Below are 19,246 nucleotides of genomic sequence, written 5' to 3'. Positions count from 1 at the left end.
TAATTTTACCTTTTACCGTCATGGTTATGATAGCTTGCGCCAATCTTATAGCGGAACCGAAAATCAGTGAAAATTCGACTACTTATGCTGTCTGCTTTGCTGCTGGCTGGCTGTGCCAGCGAGCCGGAAAAACCGGTGACGCCGGAGAAGAATACGCCATTAACCCAGGCGCCGCCGTCGAAAGTGAATGATGCATGGTCACTGTTTACCGAAGATGCCGCCAGTCATTATGGCGTTGATGAGAAGCTGATCAGCGCCATTATTAGTGTCGAATCCGGGGGCAACCCAACCGTGGTAAGCCGTTCTAACGCGGTCGGGCTGATGCAGATCAAAGCCGCCACCGCCGGACGCGAGGTGTATCGCGCACAGGGACGCCACGGCCAGCCGAGTAACTCCGAGCTGCGCGACCCGGCGAAAAATATTGATATCGGCGCGGCCTATATCCGGATTCTGCAGGATTCCGCGCTGGCGGGCATTCGCGATCCGCTGACGCTGCGCTATGCCACCATTGTTTCCTATGCCAACGGCGCCGGCGCGCTGCTACGCACCTTCTCGCGCGACCGCGATCGCGCCATTGCAATGATCAACGCCATGACGCCGGATGAGTTCTACCAGCACGTGCAGAACAAGCATCCGGCCGCCCAGGCGCCGCGCTACCTGTGGAAAGTCACCACCGCCTATCGCACCATCGGCTAATGCCGCTGGCGGGACTCAGTGCTGTGCGCGCTCTGCCGCAGCCTCATTTGAGGCATCGCTGAGGTTAATGCGCGGCAGCACGCCGCCGGTGAACTCCACGCGGCGCATCGGGAAGGCGAAACGAATCTGTTTCTGCTCCAGCTGCGCCATCAGTTGCAGGTTAATCTCCTGCTGAATGTCCATGTATTTGTTGTAATCGGCGCTCAGCACGAAATAGACCACCTCAAACGTCAGCTGCGATTCGTCAAACGACAGGAAATGGGCGCGATCAAAACGCGTGTCCGGCACGCCTTCAATGATGCGTTGCACCATGCCGCCAATCTGCCGCACTTTCTCCGCCGGCGTGCCGTAATTAATCCCGAACTTAAACACGATGCGTCGCTGCTGCATGCGTTTGTAGTTGTGGATGGTTTGCTGCAGCAGAATAGTGTTGGAGCAGACAATCTGTTCGCCGCCGAGACTGCGCAGCCGGGTGGTTTTCAGGCCAATGTGCTCAATGGAGCCAGCGATGTCGCCGAACACAATAAAGTCGCCGTGCTCAAAGGGCTTATCGAAGCCAATCGCCAGCGAAGCGAACACATCGCTCAGCACCGTCTGAATCGCCAGCGCGATGGCGATACCGCCGACGCCGAGGCTGGCCACCAGCGCGGTGATATTGATCCCCATATTGGAGAGGATCGCCAGCAGCATCATCACCCACACCACGACACGCAGCAGAATACCGAGGATCACCGTGGTGACCGGATTGCGCACGTGCAGCGGATCGCGCAGCAACGAGTGCAGCCACAGGCGAATGCCGCCGTCAATCCACAGCGTGAGCTGCAGAATCAGCGCCAGGAACCAGCCGTGGGCGATGGCGACGCTCCAGCTGTCCGGCAGGTCGACAAATTTCAGCGCGATCAGCAGCGAGAAGATCAGCAGCAGCAGCTGACTGGTGCTGCGCAGAATCTCCACCAGAATGCCGGTGAAGCGCACGTGGCGCTGTTCGCTGTAGTGGGCGATACGGTTAGAGACAAAACGAATGACGGTGCGCAGCAGCCAGTAAACAATCAGCGTGCCGAACACAATGATGGCGCTATTAATCCAGAAGTTTTGATTGAGAAAGATAAGTTGTAAACGATGGGCAGAAAGCCAGTTTTCCATTGGGGAGAATCTCCTTGCTGGGAGCCGGTGAAAAGAATGTGCAAGGAGAAAGCATAGACTACGCTGGCGCCGCGCGGGACGCCGGCGGTTTACTGGAAGCGATTGGCCTTGTCGCGCGCCAGCCGTTCCAGCGCAAAAATCACCTGCTGCAGCTGACGCTCCTGCACCGGTTCGATGGCGGTAAAACGGAAGCTAAGCCGCGGCGTGATGCGGGTTTCGTTCTTGCTGGTCACGGTGCTGCGCTCGCCGATGTGCAGCAGCTGTGCGGTCACTTCGAACTGGCCATATTCGCCCAGCTCAACGCGCAGCTTTTTGAAGGTATCGCCACGGTTAAGACCTTCCGGCAGCGCCTCATCCAGCAGCACGCCGACGCCGCCAAGCGACAGATCCTGCAGGCGAAAGCGCGCGGTGCTGCCGTCCGGCCACTGGCTGTGGCAGTAGAATACTGGTTCGAGCGGCGCGTTGACGCGAAAGAACTCCCGGCGCTGAATCTGCCACACCAGGTCGGGCAGCGCGGCGGCAAAGGCGGGCAGGCCGTCATAATCGATGCGGGTTAATCCCTGCAGCCCAAACTCCACTTTGGCACCGTGGGTTTCGGCCGCAATATTCACTTCGCCACCCTGCAGTGCCAAATCATTGTCCAGCGCGTTGCTGCCGAGATCAAAAATCACCCGATCTTCATCCGCGGCCAGCAGCCGGCTGATGAACTGACCACGGGAGAAATTGACCATCAGCAGGGTTTGATAACGCAACAAATCCTTCATCACGTTCAACACCGCTAGCGTACCGCGCTTGAGATATTGTTCTTTATCGGCGTCTTTCACGTCCTGCTCCACCTGTCCGATTGCTATTTTACGAGTGCCACTGCTCTTCGTCGGTTATCGACCGGGGCGGTAAAAGCTTTAGCCGGCGTGAACGAATTCATCATGATGTTGATGTAGCAGAGAAAAAATTCCCGGCTATACTTAGCGCGATGAACACCTTGATTCATAACGTAAGGAGCAGCAAATGGGTATTCTTTCATGGATTATTTTTGGTCTGATTGCCGGGATTATCGCTAAATGGATCATGCCAGGTAAAGATGGCGGCGGATTTATTTTGACCGTGGTACTCGGGATTGTCGGTGCGGTGGTGGGCGGCTGGATCAGTACCCTGTTCGGCTTTGGCCGGGTCGACGGCTTCAACTTTGGCAGCTTCGTGGTCGCGGTGATCGGTGCCATTGTGGTGCTGTGGATCTACCGTAAAGTCCGCAGCTGACGCCAAATCACGATTCAACAAGATCCGCAGTCCCGTCCGGGGCTGCGGATTTTTTTATGTCGTCAGAAATCGTAGCCGATTGTGGCGGTCAGCGTCCGCTCCGCGCCGCGATAGCAGTAACCGGTGCCGTAGCAGGCTGCCAGATACTTTTTATCCGTCAGATTGCGGGCATTCAGCTGCAGCCATGCACCTTTCAAACTCGACTGCCACGCGCCCAGATCGGCGCGCAGCGAGGCGTCAAACAGCGTCACCGACGGCAAACGGGTGGTGTTTTCGTTATCGGCCCACTGGCGGCCAATGTAGCGCACACCGGCACCCGCGCTCAGGCCGTAATCAAACTGATAATGCCCCCACAGCGACGCCATGCTATTTGGCGTGACGTACGGCGTATGGCCATCGTTGCCGTCCACGGAATCCTTAAAGCGCAGATGGTTGAGCGTATAACCGGCAATGGTGCTGAACCGTTCGGTCAGCTGGCTGCGCGCCTCCAGTTCAATGCCCTGTGCATGCACTTTGCCGGACGGGGTGTAGGTGCCGTCCTGCACGTTACGGTTGGCCACATCGTTCTGTGTCAGATCGTACAGGGCCACGCTGTAGAGATCGCGCGTGCCGTTCGGCTGGTATTTCACCCCGGCTTCATACTGCTCTGAGGTGGTCGGTTTCAGCTGATTCCCGTCGGGATCGGTCAGCGAAGCCGGGGTAATCGCCTGGCTCCAGCTGACGTACGGCGACACGCCGTTGTCAAAGGCGTACAGCAGCGCGGCGCGGCCGCTGACGTGATCGTCCTGACGACGACTATTGCCATTCTCTGACACGATGCGGTCATAGCGACCAGACAAATCCAGATGCCAGCGCTGCCACGCCATCTCATCCTGCAGATAGAGGCCGCTCTGATAGTAGCGGCGCGTCTGTGCTGTCCAGAGGTAATCCGGCTGGCTGCCGATGGCCTCGCCGCTCCAGGCATTCAGCGGTGAGGCAGCGCCGCTGGCGTCGCTCAGATCATTTTTGTAGCGGTGATACTCCGCGCCGAGCGTGACGCGATGCTGCAGCGCACCGCTGGCAAACTCCGCCTGCAGCTGGTTATCAGTCGCCCACGCGCTGAGCGAAGAGCGCTCACCGGAGTAGTAGCGATTGAGCAGGTCCGGATTGTCGCTGTTCCAGCCAATCTGGTACACCTGGTCGAGCGCCACGTTGGAATGGCTGTAGCTGCCGGTGCTGTGCACCGACCATACCTCATCGAAACGGTGCGAAAAGTCGTAGCCGTAAATCTGCTCATGACGTTTGAACTGATCCAGCGCGCTGTCGCCCTCATAAAAGTCGTCGCTCAGCCAGCGGCCATTGTGGCTGTACAGCGTGCCTTCCGCCGGCACCGAGCCGTGATAGCCGCCTGAGGGATCTTTTTGCAGATAAGCACGCAGCAGCAGGCTGGTGTCTTCATCCGGCTGCCACAGCAGCTGGGGTGACAGCGCGTATTTCTCTTCGCGCGTGTGGTCGTACTGGGTATCGCTGTTGCGCGTGATGCCGGTCAGGCGGTACGCCCATTGATCGTTAATCGCGTCGGTGTAATCAAAGGCGGCGCTGTTACTGGCATTGCTGCCGGTGGCGAAGCGTAAATGGCCCTGTGAAGCAAACTGCGGCCGCTTCGTGACCATGTTCACCAGCCCGCCTGGCACCGTCTGACCATAAAGGGCAGAAGAGGGGCCTTTAATTACGTCGATGCGGTCAAGGAACCAGTTATCCACCTGCAGGATGTTGAAGCTGCCGCCGTCGCTCATCACGCGCAGACCGTCAAGGAAGGTGTTGTCGACGTCACCGCCGTGGAAACCGCGCAGCGAAATGGTGTCGTAACGCGTGGCCGCGCCACCAAAGTTGGTGAAAACCCCCGGGGTATAGCCCAGCGCCTGGTTCAGATCCTGCGCGCCCTGATCGTCAATCTGCTGACGCGTCACCACGGAAATGGACTGCGGCGTGGTGAGGAGTGGACGATCGCTTTTCGTGGCGCCGCTGCGGGTGGCGAGATAGCCCGCCGTGGGCGAGGTGGCGCTCTCCTGCGGCTGTGCGGTGACCACCAGAGAGGGTTCGGCTACGCCGAGTGCCGGAAACGCCAGCGCCAGCGCGCACAGCAGCCGGCCACGGTTAAGGGGGAACAGCGCGGTCATAATGATTCCTTTGGCAGAGAATAAAAGCCGCACCACACCAGCGCGGCGGTTAACGATGAGAAAAAGAGTCATTTTAAGATTGAGAATTATTATCTTTTAGTAAGGGGTGTTTCAAGATGTAAAAGATAAGTAATGGAAAAGTGTGATGCGCAGGGGATGCTGCAGCGCCGGGCGTGGTCATCGCCTGGCTGTGGCATCGGGCCTGAGAAGCAGGTGCGCAAGGCGGCGCACCTGACGTCAGGGTTATTTCGCCGCGTTTAGCGTCGGCATTGAGGGGATGTCGCGCGTGCTGTTACAGGTTTTATCTTTCGGACAATACTTATCCAGCAGCTTCAGCGTTACGCCGTTGGTCCAGCCAAAGCCGTCCTGCAGCGGATACTCGCCGCCGCCACCACCGCCCAGCTGGGCGCCGTCGACCACATACTTCTCGACCAGCTTGTGCTCGCGATCGTAAGTTTGCTGCACATTTTGCAGGAAGCGCTGACCGATCTGCTGTGCCAGCTGGTTCTGCTTGTAGTGCTCCAGACCTTCGACCGCTACCCACTGCAGCGGGGCCCAGCCGTTAGGCGCATCCCACTGCTGGCCGTTGTTTACCGTCGTGGTGACCAGCCCGCCTGGTTTCAGCAGCTGTTTTTCCACTGCGGCAGCGGTGCGTTCCGCCTGTTTGTCGCCCGCCAGCTGCATATACAGCGGGAACAGCGTGGCGGCGGTGAGCTGATTGTGCACCTGCTTTTTCTGGACATCGTAGTCGGCATACCAGCCCTGTTTGTCATCCCACAGGTAACGATTGATCGCCGCCTGGCGCTTCTCTGCATCCGCCGCAAACTGCTGCGCTTTGTCATTCTGCTTTGCCAGCTTCGCGGCTTTCGCCAGCGTCTGCTCCAGGTGGAACAGCAGGCTGTTGAGGTCAACCGGGGCCAGCTGGGTGGTGCGAATCGAGGCCAGATTGTGCGCATCGGTGAACCAGCGTGAGCTGAAGTCCCAGCCCGAGGCGGCGCCCGCGCGCAGATCGCGATACACCTGCTGTTTATTGCGCTCAGGCGCTTTTTTCGCGGTGTTGACATCGTCCAGCCAGGATTCGGTGCGCGGCACGTCACGGTCATCCCAGTAGCGATTGAGCAGGGTGCCGTCGCTCAGCTTCACCACGCGCTTGCTCGCCTGGCCGGCAGCCACCTTGTCGCTGTCCGCCATCCAGTAGTCATACTCTTTTTGCAGCTGCGGCTGATACTGGCGGTAGACGTCGTCTCCCTTGTGACTGGCCAGCAAATCCACCATCAGGCTGAAGAACGGCGGCTGCGAGCGGCTGAGATAATAGCTGCGGTTACCGTTAGGGATGTGGCCGTACTTGTCCAGCTCGCTGGCGAAGTTGTCCACCATATCCTGCACCCGATCCCAGTGGCCGCTCTCTGCCAGCCCGAGCATGGTGAAGTAGCTGTCCCAGTAATAGACTTCGCGGAAACGCCCGCCTGGCACCACGTACGGTTTCGGCAGTGGCAGCAGCGAATCGTACTGGCTGGCCGTTGGCGTGCTGCGCGTCAGCACCGGCCACAGGCCATTGATGTGCGCGCGCAGGCTCTGGCCGGCGGGCGGCACGTATTTATCCTGCGCTTTGGGCAGGGTGAAGTTGGTATCCACGAAGCGCCTGAGATCGAAATTACGCTGATTTTTCTGCATCTGCCAGTCGGCGAGAATCGACGCCGGGTCATATTTGGGGACCGCATCGGCAAAGGTTTTCTGGTCCGGATAAAATCTGGCCTGCTGCACGGCACTGAATAGTGGGCCGAGTCGCACATCCGGCGGCTGCGGCTGGGCGCTGAGCATGCGGCTGTTATCCTCAGCGTGCACAGCAGACGCGCTCAGCAGCGCCGCGCTGAGCAACAGGGTAAGACGCGCAGGCGTAAACACTACATTTTTTATCATCGGTTTTTCTCCTTGTCCGAAAAGGTGGTGCGCTAACGCATTGACCACCCGAACAACTTTAGACGTTAACGCGCCGCTTAGCCTTTTGCAGCGGCGGAAATGTGAAGCCTTCGCGATTAATCGCCGGAAAATTGCGGTGCGGTGCGGGTTTTTACTTGCCCTGCGCCGCTATTTGACTGAGGCTGAAAGAAAAAAAAGGAGAGCAGTATGGAGATCATCTGGTATCACCCGTCACTGAATCCGCAGCCGTGGCTGGACGGCATGCGCCAGCGACTGCCGGCGGTGCGCATCCGCCACTGGCAGCCGGGCGACAGTGCGCCTGCCGACTACGCCATTGTGCGATCGCCGCCGGTGGAGATGCTGGCGGGACGGGCGCTGCGTGGCGTATTCGCCATGGGGGCCGGCGTGGACGAAATTTTGCGGCAGCTGCGCACGCACCCTGAGATGCTGTCTGATGCGGTGCCGCTCTACCGGCTGGAAGACACCGGCATGGCACGCCAGATGCAGGAGTATGCGAACTGGTGCGTGCTGGGCTGGTTTCGCCGCTTCGCCGACTATCAGCAGCAGCAACAACATGCGCGCTGGCAGCCGCTGCCGGACCGCGAACGTGCTAATTTTACTGTTGGCGTGCTGGGGGCGGGCGTGCTCGGCCGCAGCGTGCTGGAGAGCCTGCAGCAGTGGGGCTTTCCGCTGCGCTGCTGGAGCCGTTCGCCGAAGCAGATTGCCGGTGTCAGCACCTTTCATGGCCGCGACCAGCTAACGCAATTCCTGGCCGGCACGCAGATACTGATTGATTTGCTGCCCGCCACGCCGGAAACCAGCAATCTGATCGATGGCGCGTTTCTTAGCGCGCTGCCGCGCGGCGCCTGTTTCCTCAACCTCGCGCGCGGTGCGCACGTGGTGGAGGCCGATCTGCTGGCGGCGCTGGAGAGCGGTCAGCTGGCCGCCGCCGCGCTGGACGTATTCCAGGTGGAACCGCTGCCAGCCGCGAGTCCGCTGTGGTCTCATCCGCGTGTCATGATTACCCCGCATAATGCCGCCACCACCTTGCCGCATGAGGCGATGGACTATATCGCCGGTGCCATCACGGCACTGGAGCAGGGCCAACAGCCGCGCGGTCTGGTCGATCGCCAGCGCGGCTATTAATTCAGCAGAGGAGAAGAGGATGTATCCCGTCGATTTACATATGCACACCGTGGCCAGCACCCATGCTTACAGCACGCTGCACGATTACGTCGCGCAGGCGAAACAGAACGGCCTGAAGCTGTTCGCCATTACCGATCACGGTCCGGACATGGCCGATGCGCCGCACTACTGGCATTTTGTGAATATGCGCATCTGGCCGCGCGTGATTGACGGCGTCGGCGTGCTGCGCGGCATTGAAGCCAACATCAAAAATCAGCAGGGTGAGATTGATTGCAGCGGGCCGATGCTGGATGCGCTGGATCTGATCGTCGCTGGCTTCCACGAGCCGGTCTATGCGCCGCGCGACAAGGCTCACCACACCGAAGCGATGATCGCCACCATGGCCAGCGGACTGGTGCACATCATCAGCCATCCGGGCAACCCAAAATTCCCGGTGGATATTCGCGCCATCGCGGAAGCCGCCGCGCACTACGATGTGGCGCTGGAGATCAACAACTCGTCGTTCACCCATTCGCGTCCGGGCAGTGAACCTAACTGCCGCGCGATTGCGGAAGCGGTGCGTGACGCCGGTGGCCGGCTGGCGTTTGGCTCCGATTCGCACACCGCCTTTACGCTCGGTGATTTCGAACACTGCCTGCGTATTACGCGCGAAGTGGATTTTCCGCAGGATCGCGTGTTAAATGTCACGCCGCGTCGCCTGCTCGACTTTCTCGAACAGCGCACCGGCAAACACATTGCGGAATTTGCCGACTTTTAACTTTTTTGCCTCAAGGAATTCTGTTGCATGAATGAGTTTTCCATTCTCTGCCGCGTCATCGGCTCGCTGTTTAATCGCCAGCCGCAGGACCCGCTGCTGGTGCCGCTGTTCACCCTGCTGCGCGAAGGCAAACTGAAAGATCAGTGGCCGCTGGAGCAGGATGAACTGCTGACCCGGCTGCAGCAGAATAGCGATCCACAGGCGCTGGCGGCGGATTACAATGCGCTGTTCGTCGGCAGCGACTGCAGCGTACCGCCGTACGCCTCACAGTGGGCGAACGGACCGCAGGAAGCCGGGGTGCGGGCGTTTTTAACCTCACGCGGTATGCCACTGAGCGAGTCGCCGGCCGATCACTTTGGCGTGCTGCTGCTGGCGGCCTCCTGGCTGGAAGATCAGTCTGCGGAAGATGAGGCGGCAGCCCAGCTGGCGCTGTTCGATGACTACCTGCTGCCGTGGTGCGGTGCCTTCCTCGGTAAAGTGGAAGCCCACGCCACCACCGCGTTTTATCGCACGCTGGCGGCGCTGAGCCGTGAGGCGATTCAGGCGATGTATGACGAACTGCGTGAAGAGGGCGACGACGCCTGAGTCGTCACCAGCAGGGATGGCTGCTGCCGGGCAGCTGCGCCGGTGCCGCGCACAGCATCGGCGTACCGGGCAGATAAGCCGCGGCGCGCAGGCGCTCGCCAATCCCCCAGCGATTGATCTCCAGCGCGCTCAGCGCATCGTGCGGCTGCGGCGTGATGCCGCGCTGTTCGCCTTGTGGCGCTGCGCCGTGCTGCTGAAGCAGCAGCGCGGTACGCGCCAGCGACAAACGCGCCTGCCAGCCGGTGCCGTTAACGCGGCGCTGGCGTAATCCTTCCAGCACCGCGGCCGCCATCATATAGCCGGTGGCGTGATCCAGCGCCTGCACCGGCAGCGGCGTCGGTTTAACGCCTGCCTGCCAGCGCATACCCTGTTCGGCGATGCCGCAGGCCATCTGCACCAGGCTGTCAAAACCGCGCCGGTTGCGCCACGGCCCGTGCCAGCCCCAGGCGTTGAGGCTGACATCCACCAGCCCCGGCGCCAGCCGCTGACGGCTCTCCGCATCCAGCCCCAGCTTTTCCAGTGCGTCTGCGCGGTAGCCGTGCACCAGCACATCCGCATGCTGTAGCAGCGTAATCAGCCGATCGCGCCCGGCGCGGGTTTTGATATCCAGCTGCGCGCAGCGTTTGCCGCAGTTGATCTCCTCTTCCAGCGTCGGTTCACGCCAGCCGGGCGGATCGATGCGCAGTACCTGCGCGCCGAGGCTGGCCAGAAAGCGGGTCGCTACCGGTCCGGCAATGATGCGCGTCAGATCCAGCACCCGCACGCCCAGCAGCGGCCGCGCCGGCAGCAGCGCCCAGCCCGGCGTGGGCGCTTCGCCGGTTGCCCGTTGGGCAATCAGCGCTTCTTCGCTTACCGCCAGTCCCTGCGCGTGCTGCTGCCACTGCTTTGCGCTGCGCATCCAGGCGGCACAGCCGCCGGCGTCGACCACGGCCTGCTCCAGCGCGTGTCCCTGCCAGCGTGCCACCACCGCCGCCAGCGATGACCGATCGGCGTGCTCGCCCAGCACGCGCGCCATGGCGGCGCGATGGTGTGGTGCGTTGGTGTGCAGGCGGATCCAGCCATCCTCGCACGGATAGTCACCGGCCAGCGCATCCCACTGGGCGGCTGGCGGACGGTTCAGCGGCGTCAGGCTGTGCTGAAACCAGCGCGAGGCCAGGCGGACGTTGACGCTGACCGGGGCCGGACGCCCCAGCAGATCGCTCAGCGCCTGGCTGGCGAGGCCGATGCTGGTGGCGGCGAGTTCGCTAACGGCAAAAGCCGAGGGGAAGCTGTCGGTCTGAAGAAAGTGGATCGTCGGCGCGTGTTCCGCACCCCGCAATCCCTGCCACAGTTGCTGCCACAATGCGGCAGCGCGTTGAGAATCCATGCTAAACCTCCGGAAAACACGCAAGCTTCAAGCATAGCAGAGTGGATCAGCGGCGGCGCAGGCGCGGAAAGCGGGCATGCATGCGCAGGTTACGCAGGTTAATCACCGCAATCGCCGTCCCCAGCACCACCAGCGACGCACCCAGAATTTTGAAGCTGTTCATGCTGTCGCCCAGCACCAGCACGCCCATCAGTACCGCCAGCACCGGCGTCAGCAGCGAGTAGGGCATGATCAGGTTGACGTTATATTTTTTCAGCAGCGCGTACCACAGCGTATAGGCGACAATCGATGAGGCGAGGGCGCTGTACAGGATGCCAAACCAGCCGCGCCAGCCGGCGTGGCTCAGCGCGGTAAACTGCTGCGATTCAGTCAGCCACGAGGCCGCGCCGACAATCGGCACCGCAAGGAAGGAGATCCAGCCGGTAAGCGTCAGCGGTTTAATCGGCGGTGACTTTTTCACAATCATGTTGCTCACCGCCCAGCCGGTGGCGCTGCACAGCAGAATACACAGCACCCACCACGCCGGAATTGTCGGGCTGCCGGAGAGCACCACCACCCCGGCCAGCGAGATGGCGATACCGCACAGCTGCACCAGTCGCAGTTTCTCCTTCAGCACCACCATCGCCAGCAGCATGGCAATCGGCGTGCCCAGCTGGACCACAATGGCGCCGGTGCCGGCATCGGTATAGCGCATGCCGACAAACAGCAGCGAAAAGTGCATGAAGCCAAAGGTAAACGCCAGCGTCAGCAGCCACGGCAGCTGGGCGCGCGTGATGCGGCAAAACGGCACCAGCACAATTGCCACCACCACAAAGCGCATCCAGGTCAGAAACAGCGGCGGAAGCTCCAGCAATCCCCACTTTATCGCCACGTTATTGAACGCCCAGATGCACACCACCATCAGAACCAGAAAAAAATGCCGCACCGCCACGCTGCTGTCCTTTGTTTTATCGATGTTGTCACCGTCTAATGATGGCACGAAGGCGATCGGTTGGCGCACGCGGGCGACGCTTTTTTTCGTAATGGCATTAGCTTATGCCGAAAAATCCAGGACAGAGGGCAAATTTACTGTCAGAGTGGATGTCCGAAACACGATCATTTGAGGACCGTATTCGGCATGACACAGACCCGCACCTTACCCCTTGCTCTGATTCAACTCGAAACGCCGCCGCCGCAGGTGGTGGCAAAAATTGGTGAACAACCGCAGTGGTTTATTGAAGCCCTCGCGCTACAGCCGGATGATTATGTCATTGTGCGGCCGCATCTCGGGGAAGAGCTGCCGGCTTTCTCTGGCATCAGCGGCGCGATTTTCAGTGGTTCTTGGGCGATGGTGACCGATCACGCCGACTGGAGCGAGCGCACCGCCGCCTGGATTCGTGCGGCCATCGACGCGCAACTGCCGCTGCTCGGCGTTTGCTATGGTCATCAGCTGATGGCCTATGCGCTGGGCGGGAAAGTGGGTGATAACCCGAACGGCTGGGAGCGCGGGCTGAAAACCCTGACGCGCACTCCGCACCGCGATCCGTTGCTGGCACAGTTGCCAGAGACCTTCCCGGCGTGGTTGTCGCACCGCCAGTCGGTGCTGGTACCGCCGCCGCAGGCACAGGTGCTGGCGCGTTCAGCGCTGGATGGTTGTCAGATCCTGCGCTACTCGCCGCAGGCGCTGTCGGTGCAGTTCCATCCGGAATTCGACCATAACATCATGACCGCCTGTCTGCCTTCCGGCGTCAGCGATGATGGCGCGCAGCTGTCTGGCGAAGACTGGGCGCGCGAGCTGCTGCAGCGTTTCTGGCAGCAGACGCGCCCGCAGGCGCAGGCTCAGGGCGCGTAATGCCGCGTACAGCGATAAACCCAGGCGGGTGGCATATTCTTCAGCACCCGCTGGCGCTGCCACGTGAAGTAGCGTGACAGGCTGGGCTGCGTTAGCGAGGTGTACTGAAACTGGACAAACACGCCGCGCGGCCCCAGTCCTTCATGCACCGCGCTAAGAATGGCGTCGCGCGTTGCGGGCGGCAGCGACAGCAGCGGCAGGCCGGAAAAAATCACGTCGTACTCCCCGGACAGATACTCTGCGGAGCAGGCGCGCACCTGCATGCGCGCATCGTTCCAGCGACGTAACCCTTTCACCAGCTCGGGACTGATTTCAAACACATCCAGCTGCGCCTGCGTTGCCATATGTGCCAGCAGATGACGGGTCAGCACGCCGTCGCCGGCGCCCAGCTCGGCAATGCGCAGGCTGTGCTCCCAGTTGACCGTTTCACACATGGCGCGACACAGGGCGGCTGAAGAGGGCGTGATGCTGCCCATTTTGCGCGGATTGCGGATAAATTGCTGAACGAAGTTCGCTTTGGCGCGCATTACCATCAGGGCTGAAGCCAGCATCTTGTTCTCCTGTTCACGGGTCTGCTTCATATTGACCGCACAAATCGCACATGTTCCGCTTTTCATCACGCTTATGGCCAAACTCGGAATTATCTGTCTGCGACAGGCGCAGGCTAAGGCGTGACGGCCGGGCCGTTTCTTAATGCCCTCTTTTCCTTCGATGCGGTCACAGTTTCCCGCTGAGCGATCTGACAGGCTGGCATTGTTCGCTCAATGTTAATAACAAGTTTAAATGTTGTTAATCGCCACTCTGTCCCGCAAGGAGAAACACCATGCGTTATGCTGCTCCGGGAGAAACCGGTTCTCTCATCCACCTGCAATCGCGTTATGGCAACTTCATCAACGGCGAATTTGTTCCGCCGGTGAACGGTAACTATTTTGTTAACACCACGCCGATCAACGGCTCGACCATCGGCGAATTTCCGCGCTCGGATAAACAGGATATCGACAACGCCGTGGCCGCCGCACAGGCCGCTGCGGACGCATGGGGTAAAACCTCGCCGCAGGCGCGTTCGCTGCTGCTGCTGAAAATTGCCGACCGGCTGGAAGCCAATCTGGAAGCCATCGCGGTCAATGAAACCTGGGATAACGGTAAGCCGGTACGTGAAACCCTGGCGGCTGATTTGCCGCTGGCGGTTGACCACTTCCGCTACTTTGCCGGCTGCGTGCGCGCCCAGGAAGGCACCGCGGCAGAAATCGACGAGTTCACCGCCGCCTACCACTTTCATGAGCCGCTTGGGGTTGTCGGACAAATTATCCCGTGGAACTTCCCGCTGCTGATGGCGGCGTGGAAACTGGCGCCGGCGCTGGGTGCCGGTAACTGCGTGGTGCTGAAGCCCGCCGAACAGACGCCGCTCTCCATCACCCTGTTGATGGATCTGATTAAAGACCTGGTGCCGCCGGGCGTGATTAACGTGGTGCACGGCTACGGCAAAGAGGCCGGCGAGGCGCTGGCTTCGCATCCGGGTATTGCCAAGATCGCCTTTACCGGATCGACTGCCACCGGCGGCCACATTCTTGAGCTGGCGGCAAAAAGCCTGATCCCGTCCACCGTCGAGCTGGGTGGCAAGTCGCCCAACATTTTCTTCGAAGACATCATACAGGCGGAGGAGAGCTTCATCGAAAAAGCGGCCGAAGGCGTGGTGCTGGGCTTCCTCAATCAGGGCGAAGTCTGTACCTGTCCGTCACGCGCGCTGGTGCAGGAGTCGATTTTTGAGCCGTTTATGGCGGCGGTGATGAAGCGCATCCAGACCATTAAACGTGGCGATCCGCTCGATACCGAGACCATGATCGGCGCGCAGGCGTCGCAGCAGCAGTTCGACAAAATTCTCTCTTACCTGGAGATTGCTCAGCAGGAGGGCGCGCAGGTGCTGCACGGCGGCGGGGTGGAGAAAATCGGTGAGGCGTTTGCCAGCGGTTACTACATTCAGCCGACGCTGCTGAAAGGCGATAACAGCATGCGCGTCTTCCAGGAGGAGATTTTCGGACCGGTGGTCGGCGTGCTGACCTTTAAAGACGAAGCGGAAGCGATTGCCATCGCCAACGATTCGATTTACGGCCTCGGTGCGGGCGTGTGGACGCGCGATATTAACCGTGCTTACCGCGTAGGTCGCGCGATTAAGGCCGGTCGCGTCTGGACCAACTGCTATCACCTCTATCCGGCGCACGCCGCGTTTGGCGGCTATAAAAAATCCGGTATTGGCCGTGAAACCCACAAAATGATGCTCGATCACTATCAGCAGACCAAAAATTTGCTGGTCAGCTACAGCACGCAACCTCTCGGCTTTTTCTGATTTAACCGGCAGCGGTGCGCGCCGCTGCCGCCTTCATGGCAACGTCACACAGCTCTGTCACAGTGCTGACAGAAAAAACAGATTATTCCCCCTGTTATTAAGACGCGTCTTGTCGATATTAAGAGGCGTGAGTTTATACAGTAACGCACCGTTTTTAAGGAGAGAAGATGAACACCCTGTACCACTTTCAGGAGCAGCACGACGAAGTGCTGGATGCGGTCGAAGAGAATATCATTACCGTAAATCTGCCGGGCCGCCAGGCGATCTACGTGATTGGCCAGAACGACGACGATGCCGATCTGTTGCTGGACGTGCAGCTGCGCGGTGTGTGAGCGCCGCAGGGGCTGGCAGACAAAAAAATCCGCAGCTTTTACGCCGCGGATTTTTTTATTGCTGGCCGGCTTATTTCACGCAGGCAGCACACTGGTTGTGGATCTGCTGGAAGAAGTCATTGCCTTTGTCATCCACCAGGATGAACGCCGGGAAGTTCTCCACTTCAATTTTCCAGATCGCTTCCATGCCCAGTTCGGCATACTCCACGCACTCCAGACTCTTAATGCTTTGCTGCGCCAGCACCGCCGCCGGGCCGCCAATACTGCCCAGATAGAAGCCGCCGTGTTTATGGCAGGCATCCGTGACCTGCTGGCTGCGGTTACCTTTGGCCAGCATCACCATGCTGCCGCCGTTAGCCTGCAGCAGATCGACGTAGGAGTCCATGCGGCCGGCGGTGGTCGGACCGAGTGAACCGGACGCGTAACCTTCCGGCGTTTTCGCCGGGCCCGCATAGTACACCGGGTGATCTTTGATGTACTGCGGCAGACCTTCGCCGTTGTCGATGCGCTCTTTCAGTTTGGCGTGCGCAATATCACGCGCCACGATGATGGTGCCGTTCAGCGACAGACGCGTTGCCACCGGGTAAGCGGAGAGCTGGGCGAGGATCTCGCTCATCGGGCGATTGAGATCGACGCTGACCACTTCGCCTTCACCCTGCTGACGCAGCGCTTCCGGGATATAGCGGCCTGGATTGTCTTCCAGCTTCTCGATCCAGATGCCTTCGCGGTTAATTTTGGCTTTGATGTTGCGGTCAGCCGAGCAGGAAACGCCCATGCCTACCGGGCAGGATGCGCCGTGACGCGGCAGACGCACCACGCGGATATCGTGAGCAAAATATTTACCGCCAAACTGCGCGCCGAGGCCGAGTTTCTGCGAGGCTTCCAGCAGTTCCTGTTCCAGCTGCACGTCACGGAACGCCTGACCGTGTTCGTTGCCTTCGGTCGGCAGCGAATCGTAATAGTGGGTTGACGCCAGTTTCACGGTTTTCAGCGTGCTCTCAGCGGAAGTGCCGCCGATGACAAACGCAATGTGGTACGGCGGACAGGCCGCCGTGCCGAGCGACATCATTTTATCGATCAGGTAGTTTTTCAGCTTCGCTGGTGTGATCAGCGCTTTGGTTTCCTGATACAGATAGGTTTTGTTAGCAGAACCGCCACCTTTGGCGATGCACAGGAATTTGTATTCGTCGCCGTCAACGCTGTAGAGATCGATCTGCGCCGGCAGGTTGGTGCCGGTGTTGACCTCTTTGTACATATCGAGCGGCGCATTCTGCGAGTAGCGCAGGTTATCTTCGATAAAGGTGTTGTAAACGCCCTGAGACAGCGCGGCTTCATCGCCGCCGCCGGTCCAGACGCGCTGGCCTTTTTTACCCATGATGATGGCGGTACCGGTGTCCTGGCAGGTCGGCAGCACGCCTTTGGCGGCGATTTCCGAGTTGCGCAGAAACTGCAGCGCCACGTATTTGTCGTTCTGGCTGGCTTCATCGTCCGCCAGAATCGACGCCACCTGCTGCTGATGTGACGCGCGCAGCATAAAAGAGGCATCGTGGAACGCCTGCTGCGCCAGCAGCGTCAGCGCTTTCGGGTCGACTTTCAGGACTTCTTCACCGTCAAAGTTGGCCACCGAAACATAGTCGCGGCTCAGCAGATAGTACTCGGTATCATCTTTGGCGAGAGGAAAGGGATTCTGGTAGTAGAAGGGTTTGTTCGACATGTTGGCTCACTTAGCTTCGTGTTGCCCGCCAGCATGACGGGCGACAAATTAGGCGATCTGTTATTCGATTTTCTCTCGCCAGTCCGCGGCAAGAGCTGACTGGCGAGTATCATACCACTTTAACGTTGTCACGCGGCTGCGTTTTTAACATCAAAGCAACATCATCAGAACATCATCACCATCCACGGATAGGCAATGACCATCAGCGCCACCAGGAACAGGGCACCAAAGATGGTACCGAGACGCCAGTAGTCTTTGGTTGGCAGGTAGCCGCTACCGTAGTAAATCGGGCTTGGGCCTGTGCCGTACGGGGTGATAATGCCCATCACACCCAGTGAGGTACACATCATCAGGCAGAACACCGGCATGTTGATGCCCGGAATCGAGGCGGCAATGGTCAGCATGGCAGGCAGCAGGGCGGTGGTGTGCGCCGTGGTGCTGGCGAACAGATAGTGCAGCAGGTAGAAGGCGACCAGCAGTACCACTGCGGAAACCTGCGGGTCGTAGCCGTGCAGCAGCAGCGCACCCTCTTTACCCAGCCAGGCGATGAAGCCCACGCGCGCCAGTCCATCAGCCAGTGCGACCAGCGTGGCAAACCAGGCGAAGGTGTTCCAGGCGGCTTTGTTGCTGGTGATGTCGTTCCAGTTCAGCACGCCGGTCCACAGCATCAGCACGATAACCAGCAGGGCGGCCATCGCCGGTTCAATCCACGCAGTGGCGAAGATCCACATCATCAGCGCAGCGACCACGAACACCAGCAGCAGAATTTCATTGCGCGACAGCGGACCCAGTTTCTCCAGCTCGGCTTTAGCCCAGCGTGGCACTTCGTCATTCACTTTTACTTCTGGTGGATAGAGCCAGTAAGCCAGCAGCGGCATGGTGAGAATCAGCAGGATACCCAGCGGCAGGAAGGCGAGGAACCACATGCCCCACGAGATATCAAAGCCAACCACGCTTTTTACCAGCGCCAGCGCCAGCAGGTTAGGGGCCAGCGCGGAGAGGAACATTGAACTGGTGATACAGGCGGCGGTGATAGCAACCCACATCAGGTAAGAACCAATTTTGCGTGCGCTTGGGTCGTTAGGTTTAGAACCGTACAGCGGCGGCAGGTTGGCAATGATGGGATAGATCGTCCCGCCGCTGCGCGCGGTGTTGGACGGCGTAAACGGTGCCAGCAGCAGGTCGGCAAAGGTGATGGCATAGCCGAGCGTCAGGCTGCGACGGCCGAGATATTTCACCAGAATCAGCGCCAGGCGGCGACCGAACTGGGTTTTGTCGTAGCCGGCGGCAAACATGAAGGCGCCGAAAATCAGCCACACGGTGGAGTTGCCGAAGCCGCTCACCGCCCATTTAAACGCCTGTCCGGCCGTTTTGAACTTCGGATCGGCCAGTTCTGCCGGGCTGAACAGCACGTACTGGCTGAACAGCGCGATGATCACCACGCCGGTCAGGCCGATGACCGCGCCCGGCAGCGGTTCGAAGATCAGGCCGACAATCACCCCGACGAAGATGGCGAAGAAGTGCCATGCATACGGCTCCAGCCCGGCAGGGGTAGGTACCAGCAGCAACAGCACGGCAACCACGATCGGCAGGCACAACATGACGAGCCGGTTCTTTTTCCCCGGTGCGGCAGGTGGCGCCTTTAGGGGTTCACTCTGGGTTGTTTGTGTATTCATAGTTTTGGTCTGCAAGTTATGGGAATGCGATTGACGGCCCGGTCGGGTTGATTTTTTTAGTTACGAAACGCTTGTAGCAGATCAACCGGGACGTTTTAAAGTGTCTTTTACATGAATCTTCGTTATTGCAATTTTGCTTCGCGAATTATCAATTGAATGACGCTATGATGCGATTAATTAAAATATCTATTTTGATCTGGATCAATAAATTTATTAGCGGGTTTTTTGTTTTAACGTTTTACGCCGTAATAAATGAACCAACAGGTGTAAAATATGTGTTAAAAGTGAACGGAACGGCAAAAATACCGCCAGAATCGGGC

The 19,246-nt window shown here is 59.5% G+C and carries 17 protein-coding genes; 8 read left to right on the top strand and 9 right to left on the bottom strand.

Going from position 1 to position 19,246, the window contains the following annotated elements:
* Window positions 1-66 precede the first annotated feature (66 nt).
* Window positions 67-696 (top strand): membrane-bound lytic murein transglycosylase EmtA, encoded by a 630-nt coding sequence (gene emtA / locus F3I21_RS03205; protein WP_072208977.1) that lies wholly within the window; start codon window positions 67-69, stop codon window positions 694-696.
* A gap of 15 nt (window positions 697-711) precedes the next feature.
* Here the strand turns inward: emtA and F3I21_RS03200 are convergent, their stop codons facing one another.
* The gene (locus F3I21_RS03200) at window positions 712-1,839 is read right to left on the bottom strand and encodes a mechanosensitive ion channel family protein (protein ID WP_127833936.1); all 1,128 of its coding nucleotides are present in this window, start codon (window positions 1,837-1,839) and stop codon (window positions 712-714) included.
* An 89-nt stretch (window positions 1,840-1,928) separates the two neighbouring features.
* Window positions 1,929-2,663, bottom strand: a complete 735-nt coding sequence (locus tag F3I21_RS03195) for a flagellar brake protein (protein WP_058757616.1) — start codon at window positions 2,661-2,663, stop codon at window positions 1,929-1,931.
* A gap of 184 nt (window positions 2,664-2,847) precedes the next feature.
* Between F3I21_RS03195 and F3I21_RS03190 the strand changes: the two genes are divergently transcribed.
* Window positions 2,848-3,096, top strand: a complete 249-nt coding sequence (locus F3I21_RS03190) for a GlsB/YeaQ/YmgE family stress response membrane protein (RefSeq protein WP_021506355.1) — start codon at window positions 2,848-2,850, stop codon at window positions 3,094-3,096.
* A 62-nt stretch (window positions 3,097-3,158) separates the two neighbouring features.
* On the opposite strand, the gene F3I21_RS03185 is transcribed toward F3I21_RS03190, so the two are convergent.
* Both F3I21_RS03185 and treA read right to left on the bottom strand, forming a co-directional pair.
* Window positions 3,159-5,255, bottom strand: a complete 2,097-nt coding sequence (locus F3I21_RS03185; protein ID WP_150058294.1) for a TonB-dependent siderophore receptor — start codon at window positions 5,253-5,255, stop codon at window positions 3,159-3,161.
* Between the two features lie 243 nt (window positions 5,256-5,498).
* Window positions 5,499-7,175, bottom strand: a complete 1,677-nt coding sequence (gene treA / locus F3I21_RS03180) for an alpha,alpha-trehalase TreA (protein WP_150058292.1) — start codon at window positions 7,173-7,175, stop codon at window positions 5,499-5,501.
* Window positions 7,176-7,382: 207 nt separating this feature from the next.
* Here treA and ghrA point away from each other — a divergent pair, with 207 nt between their 5' ends.
* Genes ghrA through F3I21_RS03165 form a run of 3 tightly spaced genes read left to right on the top strand, consistent with a single transcriptional unit; the run spans window position 7,383 to window position 9,663 of the window.
* Entirely contained in the window at window positions 7,383-8,321 is a 939-nt protein-coding gene (ghrA, locus tag F3I21_RS03175; protein ID WP_150058290.1) for a glyoxylate/hydroxypyruvate reductase GhrA, read from the top strand.
* A gap of 19 nt (window positions 8,322-8,340) precedes the next feature.
* Entirely contained in the window at window positions 8,341-9,078 is a 738-nt protein-coding gene (locus tag F3I21_RS03170) for a phosphatase (RefSeq protein WP_021506351.1), read from the top strand.
* Between the two features lie 27 nt (window positions 9,079-9,105).
* A complete protein-coding gene (locus F3I21_RS03165) occupies window positions 9,106-9,663 on the top strand; it encodes a molecular chaperone (protein WP_150058288.1) in 558 nt (185 codons plus the stop codon).
* A 4-nt stretch (window positions 9,664-9,667) separates the two neighbouring features.
* On the opposite strand, the gene F3I21_RS03160 is transcribed toward F3I21_RS03165, so the two are convergent.
* Complete coding sequence (locus tag F3I21_RS03160; RefSeq protein ID WP_150058286.1) at window positions 9,668-11,029, bottom strand: CoA transferase; 1,362 nt, start codon at window positions 11,027-11,029, stop codon at window positions 9,668-9,670.
* A gap of 46 nt (window positions 11,030-11,075) precedes the next feature.
* Complete coding sequence (locus F3I21_RS03155; protein WP_058757622.1) at window positions 11,076-11,960, bottom strand: DMT family transporter; 885 nt, start codon at window positions 11,958-11,960, stop codon at window positions 11,076-11,078.
* A 186-nt stretch (window positions 11,961-12,146) separates the two neighbouring features.
* Here F3I21_RS03155 and F3I21_RS03150 point away from each other — a divergent pair, with 186 nt between their 5' ends.
* Window positions 12,147-12,860, top strand: a complete 714-nt coding sequence (locus F3I21_RS03150; RefSeq protein ID WP_150058284.1) for a glutamine amidotransferase — start codon at window positions 12,147-12,149, stop codon at window positions 12,858-12,860.
* Here the strand turns inward: F3I21_RS03150 and F3I21_RS03145 are convergent.
* Complete coding sequence (locus tag F3I21_RS03145; RefSeq protein WP_150058282.1) at window positions 12,848-13,411, bottom strand: class I SAM-dependent methyltransferase; 564 nt, start codon at window positions 13,409-13,411, stop codon at window positions 12,848-12,850. The two genes, F3I21_RS03150 and F3I21_RS03145, sit on opposite strands and share 13 nt — an antisense overlap.
* Before the next feature lie 272 nt (window positions 13,412-13,683).
* On the opposite strand from F3I21_RS03145, the gene F3I21_RS03140 reads away from it, so the two are divergent.
* The gene (locus F3I21_RS03140) at window positions 13,684-15,204 is read left to right on the top strand and encodes an aldehyde dehydrogenase family protein (protein ID WP_150058280.1); all 1,521 of its coding nucleotides are present in this window, start codon (window positions 13,684-13,686) and stop codon (window positions 15,202-15,204) included.
* Between the two features lie 167 nt (window positions 15,205-15,371).
* Window positions 15,372-15,536, top strand: a complete 165-nt coding sequence (locus F3I21_RS23145) for a hypothetical protein (protein WP_021506344.1) — start codon at window positions 15,372-15,374, stop codon at window positions 15,534-15,536.
* Between the two features lie 70 nt (window positions 15,537-15,606).
* Here F3I21_RS23145 and fumA read toward each other — a convergent pair whose 3' ends face one another.
* Complete coding sequence (gene fumA / locus F3I21_RS03135; protein WP_141495540.1) at window positions 15,607-17,250, bottom strand: class I fumarate hydratase FumA; 1,644 nt, start codon at window positions 17,248-17,250, stop codon at window positions 15,607-15,609.
* A gap of 164 nt (window positions 17,251-17,414) precedes the next feature.
* Window positions 17,415-18,926: an anion permease gene (locus F3I21_RS03130; RefSeq protein ID WP_058769656.1), complete on the bottom strand. Its 1,512-nt coding sequence runs from the start codon at window positions 18,924-18,926 to the stop codon at window positions 17,415-17,417.
* Window positions 18,927-19,246: the final 320 nt, after the last annotated feature.

Origin of the sequence: Pantoea sp. B_9 (assembly GCF_008632015.1) — a bacterium.
Taxonomy (GTDB): Bacteria; Pseudomonadota; Gammaproteobacteria; order Enterobacterales; family Enterobacteriaceae; genus Pantoea; species Pantoea dispersa.
Note: the sequence above shows the minus strand (reverse complement) of the source record. Positions and strands in the feature narration are given on the sequence as shown.

What these genes read in the sequence shown, in the direction of transcription:
- F3I21_RS03150 (WP_150058284.1), top strand. Translation starts at nt 12,147, where the DNA reads ATGACACAGACCCGCACCTTACCCCTTGCTCTGATTCAACTCGAAACG.
- F3I21_RS23145 (WP_021506344.1), top strand. Translation starts at nt 15,372, where the DNA reads ATGAACACCCTGTACCACTTTCAGGAGCAGCACGACGAAGTGCTGGAT.
- F3I21_RS03130 (WP_058769656.1), bottom strand. Translation starts at nt 18,926, where the DNA reads ATGAATACACAAACAACCCAGAGTGAACCCCTAAAGGCGCCACCTGCC.
- fumA (WP_141495540.1), bottom strand. Translation starts at nt 17,250, where the DNA reads ATGTCGAACAAACCCTTCTACTACCAGAATCCCTTTCCTCTCGCCAAA.
- F3I21_RS03165 (WP_150058288.1), top strand. Translation starts at nt 9,106, where the DNA reads ATGAATGAGTTTTCCATTCTCTGCCGCGTCATCGGCTCGCTGTTTAAT.
- treA (WP_150058292.1), bottom strand. Translation starts at nt 7,175, where the DNA reads ATGATAAAAAATGTAGTGTTTACGCCTGCGCGTCTTACCCTGTTGCTC.
- F3I21_RS03145 (WP_150058282.1), bottom strand. Translation starts at nt 13,411, where the DNA reads ATGCTGGCTTCAGCCCTGATGGTAATGCGCGCCAAAGCGAACTTCGTT.
- F3I21_RS03140 (WP_150058280.1), top strand. Translation starts at nt 13,684, where the DNA reads ATGCGTTATGCTGCTCCGGGAGAAACCGGTTCTCTCATCCACCTGCAA.
- ghrA (WP_150058290.1), top strand. Translation starts at nt 7,383, where the DNA reads ATGGAGATCATCTGGTATCACCCGTCACTGAATCCGCAGCCGTGGCTG.
- F3I21_RS03170 (WP_021506351.1), top strand. Translation starts at nt 8,341, where the DNA reads ATGTATCCCGTCGATTTACATATGCACACCGTGGCCAGCACCCATGCT.
- F3I21_RS03160 (WP_150058286.1), bottom strand. Translation starts at nt 11,029, where the DNA reads ATGGATTCTCAACGCGCTGCCGCATTGTGGCAGCAACTGTGGCAGGGA.
- F3I21_RS03190 (WP_021506355.1), top strand. Translation starts at nt 2,848, where the DNA reads ATGGGTATTCTTTCATGGATTATTTTTGGTCTGATTGCCGGGATTATC.
- F3I21_RS03200 (WP_127833936.1), bottom strand. Translation starts at nt 1,839, where the DNA reads ATGGAAAACTGGCTTTCTGCCCATCGTTTACAACTTATCTTTCTCAAT.
- F3I21_RS03185 (WP_150058294.1), bottom strand. Translation starts at nt 5,255, where the DNA reads ATGACCGCGCTGTTCCCCCTTAACCGTGGCCGGCTGCTGTGCGCGCTG.